Genomic DNA, 6754 nt, shown 5'->3' on the forward strand with positions numbered 1-6754 from the left:
GCGCTGAGTGGTTCGGTGTTCGCATCGGGCGCGCCGGTGCGCATGGCCTTTGTTCTTCTCGGAACTTGTTGTGCCGGTGGATCATTGCCGCTCGAGCCGCCAGGTCTGGCGGGATGTCGCCAGGGAGTCGGCGTCCGATCCGGGTGGGGTCGGCTGCTTTGGTGGGGCGTTGCCAGTGGGTCGGCGTCCGTTCTGGGTGGGGTCGGCTGGTTTCGGTGGGGCGTTGTCAGCGGGTCGGCGTCCGGCCCGAGTGGGGTCGCCCAGATCCGGCGGGACGTGGCCAGTGAGTCGGCACCCAACCCGGGTGGGGTCGCCCATATTCGGCGGGTTCGTTCGGTGGTGTCGAATTGGGGCCAGCCGGGGTCGCCGGTCGTGGCGAACGCGACGAACGCCTTGCGCATGGCCGCCGACAGGGCGGCGAAGTCGGGCGGAATGTTTGGGCCGATGAGATCCGTGGCGAGGGGGCCGCGGGGTGTGTCGAAGGTGAAGGGGACGTCGAGGCCGTGGCATGCCCGCAGGGCGCCGTCGCGCGCCGGGCTCGGCCATGCGAATTCGTAGAGGTACGAGGCGTTTCCGGCATTGGCGGCGGCCTCGGCGCACCATAGCGACGGCATTCGGAACAGGGCGTCGGAGAGGATCAGGGCGTGCAGTTCGTTGTCGGTGATGTTCGGATTCCCGAGCCGGTAGGTTCGGACCGCGCTGGCGTCGAGACCGCAGGCACGGGCGGTGTCGACGGGGTCGGTCTTGGACAGGTCCGCGTCCACGGTGAACATCCGCGCCTCGTCCGTGGTGAACCCGCACACGAGTTCGCGGCCGGACGCGGACGTTCGGTATTCGAGCCACGGTGGGGCAGTGCACAATTCGCCGTCGATGATCATCGAGTAGGGCGCGTTCGGATGGGTCCATCGTCCGGGCTCGGCCGCCATGACGGCCGCCGGGGTCATCTGGACCGCGTGGATCGCCTCGGGTGGCAGTGCCGCCAACGCCTCGACCGTCGGGCGGATGCCGAGCCGGGAGGTGATCATCGCCGAGACGGCACGAGCCTCGTCGGCGGGAACGAAGATCCTGCCCGGGCTCTGCGCGATTCCGCGCCGGAACAGATCCGGGGCGCGATCGGCGGCCAGCAGGCCCACGACCGACGGGGCGCCCGCCGACTGTCCGATCAAGGTCACCGCGTCCGGGTCTCCGCCGAAGGCGGCGATATTGTCGTGCACCCAGCCGAGCGCGGCGATCTGGTCGAGTACGCCGCGGTTGCACGGCGCGTCGTCGACCCAGCCGAAGCCCTCGTATCCCACTCGATAGTTCACCGTGACCAGCACGACCCCCGCGGCGGCGAGGGCAGCGCCGTCGAAATCGGTGGTGGACGCGGTGCCGCCCAGGCACGCGCCGCCGTGCAGCCACACCATGACCGGCAGGCCGGAGGCGCCGACATCCGGAGTCCACACGTTCACGGTGAGGCATTCGGGGTCGTCGCCGGGATGCCAGAGGATCGGCTGCGGTACCGAGGAACCGAACCTGCGCGCGCCGCGCACGCCGCTCCACCGCCGCGGCGGGCCCGGGGCCTGGAAGCGACGGGCGCCGACCAGGGGCGCGGCATAGGTGACCCTGATATAAGTCACTGTACTAAAAAGGAGGTTCGATGCCGAAAGTCGTCGATCGGACACAGCGACGCGACGCGTTGGCGGCCGCCCTGTGGCGCTTGGCCTATCGCGAGGGCTGGAGTGCGGTGAGCCTGCGCCGGGTCGCCGCGGAGGCGGGGTTGTCGCTCGGCTCGTTGCAGCACTACTTCGCCGGGCTGGACGATCTTCTCGACTACTCCGTCTCGGGCGTGCTCGACATTCTCGATGAGCGGCTCGTCGATCAACTCACCACGCTCGCCGAGCCAGCGGACGCCGAATCGACTGTGCGCGAAGCACTTCAGGGCATGATCCCCGGGGCCGTCGTCGATGCCGCGGCCGAGCGACCCGACGACAGCTGGCGGATACAGGTGATGGCATGGCTGGCCGTGGTGAACAGGGCCGCGCGGAACCCCGAGATGTCGGCGCGTCTGTCCTCGGGATCCGATCGACTCGCCGCCGCGATCGCGGACGCTCTGTGTACGAGCACGATCGGTCGTTCTCGCGAGGAGGCATTGCGTGAGGCACGGGGGCTCCTGGCTCTCGTCGAGGGCCTGCTGTTGCAACTCGCGCGGGGTTCCATCGAGCCGGGCGAAGCATCTTTGGTGATCAGCGAATTCGTCGCACGCGTCTTCGGTGATCGGCCCGGGCGGGAGAGATCGGGCGACGCCACCTGATGCCGGACGGTGTGCCACGGGCAGCGCGCATCCCTGGGGTAATGCGGTGTCTGGGTCCCGGTGACCGCCCTCGCGGACGCCATTGTCGCCGCTGGCGTGCCGAGCACCCGGACCTGATGGAATGGATTGTTCGTTTCGAGGAGTTGTGATTCGGCGTGGACGACGGGTGTGATCGGTGAGGGAGAGCGGGGCCGCGCGGCTGCCGGTGGAGATCTGGGTGTTGGTCGCGGCGGCGTTTCTGATCGCGCTCGGCTTCGGGTTGGTGGCTCCGGCTCTGCCGCAGTACGCCTTGAGTTTCGGGGTCGGGGTGGCGGCCGCGTCGGCGATCGTGAGCGCGTTCGCGTTCATGCGGTTGTTGTTCGCGCCGGTGAGCGGGCGGTTGGTGCAGCGGCTGGGGGAGCGGTCGGTGTATTTGAGCGGCGTGCTGATCGTGGCCTTGTCGACGGGGGCTTGTGCTCTGGCGCAAAGCTATTGGCAGTTGATCGTGCTGCGGTCGCTCGGCGGGATCGGATCGACCATGTTCTCGGTGTCGTCGCTGGGACTGGTGATCCGGATGTCGCCGCCCGGACAGCGGGGGAGGGTGTCCGGACTGTGGTCGAGCAGCTTCCTGATCGGTTCGCTGGCCGGGCCGCTGATCGGCGGTGCGCTGGTCGGATTCGGGTTGCGGGTGCCGTTCGTGATCTACGCCGTCGCACTACTGGCCGCGACGGCCGTCGTGTACTGGAGTCTGCGCGACTCGCGGTTGGCCGCACCCGAGGCCCCGGGTGAGTTGCGCGTGATGACCTTCCGCGACGCCCTCGCGCGTCCGGCGTATCTCGCGGTGCTGTGGTCGAACTTCGCCAATGGCGCGGCCGTGTTCGGGGTACGGATGGCTTTGGTTCCGCTGCTGGTGGTTTCGGTGCTGGGGCTCTCGCCGGGGCTGGCGGGTGTGGCGCTGACGGTGTTCGCGGCGGGTAACGCGGCGGTGCTGTTCGTCTCGGGGCGGCTGTCGGATCGCTTGGGCCGCAAGCCTTTTCTGGTCGTCGGCACGGTGGTGTGTGCCGTCGGGACCATTCTGCTCGGCCTGTCGGAGAATCTGACCTGGCTGCTGGTGTCCTCGTTCATCGCCGGACTCGGGTCGGGCATGTACACCCCGGCGCAGCAGGCCACGGTCGCCGACGTCATCGGGCCCCGGGCCCGGGGCGGGCCGGTGCTGGCCGGATTCCAGATGGCCGCCGATCTGGGGACCGTCATCGGCCCGATCGCCGTGGGCGCCATCGCGCAACGAGCGTCGTTCGGGGTGGCGCTCGCCGTGACGGGGGCGCTCCTGGTCGCGGCCTCGTTGTGCTGGGTGCTGGTTCCGGAGCCGATGCGGCGGCGGGCCGTCGTCGACGTGTGAGTCGGCGTCGAATCGCCGGTCCGGTTTTGGCAGAGTGGACGCCGTGAACTCCTCCTCCGGATCGAAGTACACGCCGCGACCCATGTCCAGCCGAACCACGTACGCCCTGGGCGGTGTCGCCCTGCTGGTGATCGTGCTGATCGTCGTGCTCGTCGTGCGTTGGAACAGCGATCACTCCTTGAAGGTCCAGGGCGACGGGTACGGTCCGGTGCACGATCCGGCCGTCAGCGTGCTGCTCGACTCCGACGGCGCGATCGTGCTCGGAAAAACCAACGCCGCCAAGACGATCGACGTCTACGAGGATCCGATGTGCCCGAATTGCGGCTCGCTGGAACACCTCTACGGTCAGCTGATCGCGCAGAAGATCGACCAGGGCAAGCTGGCCGTGCGCTATCGTCTCGTCAACTTCCTGGATCAGAAGTCGGGCAGCAAGGACTACTCGACCCGAGCCGTCGCCGCCAACGAATGCGTCGCCGACGCCGGGAACGGGCCGGTGTACTCGAAGTTCCACACCGCGCTGTTCACCACCAAGCAACCGAGCGAGAACGGCGGTGACCTCGGCAACGAGCAGTTGGCCGCGATCGCCGCGGACGCCGGGGCTCCCGCCGAGGTGCAGCAGTGCATCACCAAGGGACAGCGCGTCGATTCGGCGCGCAACCACGCCCAGTCGGCCATGACCACCCTGAAGGCGGCCGTCGGCGAGGTGCGCACCCCGACCGTGCTCGACGGCTCGAACGATCTGAACCTCAACGACTCCGGCTGGGTCGACAAGGTCGCGCCGTAGCGCGGACGCCCGGGCGGCATCCCCAGCCGTCCGGGCGCCCGCTCCCCGCGCGGTGCCGACCCGCGGGCTACTCGTCGCCCAGTTCGTCGGTGAGCAGGGCCTCGTAGATTCGGTTACGCGCGTCCGCGATCGCGTTGATCGTGTCGCGCAGCTGCTGTGCCATGGCCGCGTAGCCGCAACCGGATTCGGCCTTGTCCAGTTCGGCTTCCAGCCGCCTGCGGATCTGCTCGAGACCGGCGATCCGCTCGCGTTCCACCCCGACATCGATGACCGTCGGCGCCGGAGGAGGGTCCGGGTTGTCCATCGCTGTGCCGTGTCCTCATGATCCTGGTAGGTGTTCATCGGCCCTGGTTCTCCAAGGCGTAGGGACGGTCGTCCTCCGGAATCGCCGTCGACAGCCCGGGATGGAGCGGAACGTCTCGTTCGAGGGGATAGGTGAGGTCGAGCGCGGCCGCGGGCGGCGCCTCGGTCTCCTCCGCGGGCCGCGGCCAGGGCAGTCGCGGGGCCTCGACATCGGTGTGCGGGAACAGATATCGCGCACCCTCCCGCACGGTCGTGCGGACATCGCCCTCGGGGCTGGTCCATTCCAGGCGATCGGCGTCGAGTCGGTCTGTGCGCCAGGCGGTTTCGCCGTCGTCGGCGGCCTTCTTGAGCCGATGATGCCGCGTGCACAGAACCGCGAGATTCGACGGCACCGTCGCACCGCCGCGCCGGGGGTGGGCGCGATCGAAGGGTCTGCTGTGGTCGATCCGGCCCAGCGTGGCGGGCATGGTGCAGCCCGGGAACCGGCAGAGCCCGTCCACGGCCCGCACCTCCCGATCCAGCCATACCGGAGGCTCCTCCCGATCGTCCTCCTCGTCGCCGCTCGGATCCTCCGTACGTTCCGGAATCACTTGGAACTCGGCCGATTCGGCGATCCGCCGCGCCAGCTCCGCGTCGATCGGCCCGTACCCCGCCAAGAGCGCCGGATCCTCCCGCGACCCCAACAGACTCTCCGCCGAGATGCCGATCTGAACCAGCGGCCGACGTCTCTCGCCACTCGATTTCGGTGCGGGACAACGCTTCCCGCGCCCGCACTCGCAGCGCAACCGCCCCGACCCGTCCGCGAGCGCCACCAACGCGTCGGCCCGCCGCTGCGGCATCGTGCGCGGATCCTCTTCGCACACCTCGTGACTCAGCTCCCGCAACCGCATCGCGACCGTCTGCGCGGCCGCCGCGGGCAACAACCCGTCGAACAGCGCCACCCCGTCGCGCACGCCCCTGATCCGCACATCCCGCTCGCCCTCCCGCACCTCCCGCCGGCGCCGCTCACCCTCCGGATCCAGCCGCCCGACCCACCGCCGCCCCGTATGCCGCAACCGCACCGGATCCGCCCGATCCGCCGCCTCGATCAGTTTCGGCTCCAACTCCGCCCGCGCCGCGGCCGTGACCCCACGCGCCGTCTCGACCACGACCTGCGCCCGCGCCAGATCGATCCGCCCCGACGCGAAAGCCGCACGCGTAGCGGGCATCTCATCGAGCCCCAGCCCCACATCGATCAGCGCCGCCGCCACCCGCTCGGACACCCGCACGGCCATCGCCACCTCACTGGCCGCGAACTCCCCGGCCCGCCCGTCATCCCCCTCCTCTCCCCGCTCCTCCCGTCGCCGCCGATACAGCTCGCGCACCGCCAACACCTCGGCCGCCTGCGCGAACGCCGCCGCCCCATGTGCCCGCCGCAGCGCATCGATCAGCCCCTCATCGCTCATCGCCTGAAGCTCTCCGCCGTCGAACATGTGTTCGATACTACCTTTCGAACACCAGTTCCACCAGCCCCCCGACCAGCCGATTTGGCCCCACATCCGCCAGTGGTGTAACTTCATTCAAGCCAACGGGGAGCCCCCCGAAGGCAACACCACGGGGCTATGGCGCAGCTGGTAGCGCACCACACTGGCAGTGTGGGGGTCAGGGGTTCGAGTCCCCTTAGCTCCACAAAAATGGCAGGTCAGGCCCGGTCAAGAACCGGGCCCAACTTGTTTTCTGTGTCTGGCCCCCGTTCACCCCCCGTTTTGGTCTTGCTTCTGATGGGTCGTCGGAGTGTAGGTCGAGCGGCTTGTCGATTTCGAAGTCAGCTCCGCGGACAAGCCGCAACGTCTGAATGATAGCCGCGCCGCCGGTGACCGGCGAAGAAATGCGAACCGCCTACTACTATGATCGCCTCTTTGTGGTCAAGTCCAAACGGGTGGTGTAACGGGGTGATTGCCGCGTGATCCTGTTCGGTCAGGCGGTCAGTGCTGGGGTGGTTTCCTCCTGGTCGGTG

5 protein-coding genes, 1 tRNA gene and 1 pseudogene are annotated in these 6754 nt (G+C 68.9%); 4 read left to right on the forward strand and 3 right to left on the reverse strand.

Annotated features, from left to right (window positions below; genetic code table 11):
* Window positions 1–413 precede the first annotated feature (413 nt).
* A pseudogene (locus ACWDSJ_RS29225) lies at window positions 414–1664 on the reverse strand (carboxylesterase family protein); the annotation flags it as partial.
* Between ACWDSJ_RS29225 and ACWDSJ_RS29230 the strand changes: the two are divergent.
* The 3 genes from ACWDSJ_RS29230 to ACWDSJ_RS29240 all read left to right on the forward strand — a co-directional run bounded on the left by ACWDSJ_RS29230 (window position 1640) and on the right by ACWDSJ_RS29240 (window position 4455).
* Complete coding sequence (locus tag ACWDSJ_RS29230; protein WP_450035702.1) at window positions 1640–2293, forward strand: TetR/AcrR family transcriptional regulator; 654 nt, start codon at window positions 1640–1642, stop codon at window positions 2291–2293. The pseudogene ACWDSJ_RS29225 and the gene ACWDSJ_RS29230 overlap by 25 nt on opposite strands.
* 175 nt (window positions 2294–2468) lie before the next feature.
* Window positions 2469–3671: an MFS transporter gene (locus tag ACWDSJ_RS29235; RefSeq protein ID WP_450035703.1), complete on the forward strand. Its 1203-nt coding sequence runs from the start codon at window positions 2469–2471 to the stop codon at window positions 3669–3671.
* 82 nt (window positions 3672–3753) lie between these two features.
* Entirely contained in the window at window positions 3754–4455 is a 702-nt protein-coding gene (locus ACWDSJ_RS29240) for a DsbA family protein (RefSeq protein WP_450035704.1), read from the forward strand.
* Window positions 4456–4522: 67 nt separating this feature from the next.
* Here the strand turns inward: ACWDSJ_RS29240 and ACWDSJ_RS29245 are convergent, their stop codons facing one another.
* Window positions 4523–4759: a hypothetical protein gene (locus ACWDSJ_RS29245; RefSeq protein WP_450035706.1), complete on the reverse strand. Its 237-nt coding sequence runs from the start codon at window positions 4757–4759 to the stop codon at window positions 4523–4525.
* Window positions 4760–4793: 34 nt separating this feature from the next.
* Window positions 4794–6230: a DUF222 domain-containing protein gene (locus ACWDSJ_RS29250; protein WP_450035707.1), complete on the reverse strand. Its 1437-nt coding sequence runs from the start codon at window positions 6228–6230 to the stop codon at window positions 4794–4796.
* A gap of 123 nt (window positions 6231–6353) precedes the next feature.
* Here ACWDSJ_RS29250 and ACWDSJ_RS29255 point away from each other — a divergent pair.
* A tRNA-Ala gene (locus ACWDSJ_RS29255) sits at window positions 6354–6426 on the forward strand.
* Window positions 6427–6754: the final 328 nt, after the last annotated feature.

Source organism: Nocardia sp. NPDC003482, from assembly GCF_053588115.1.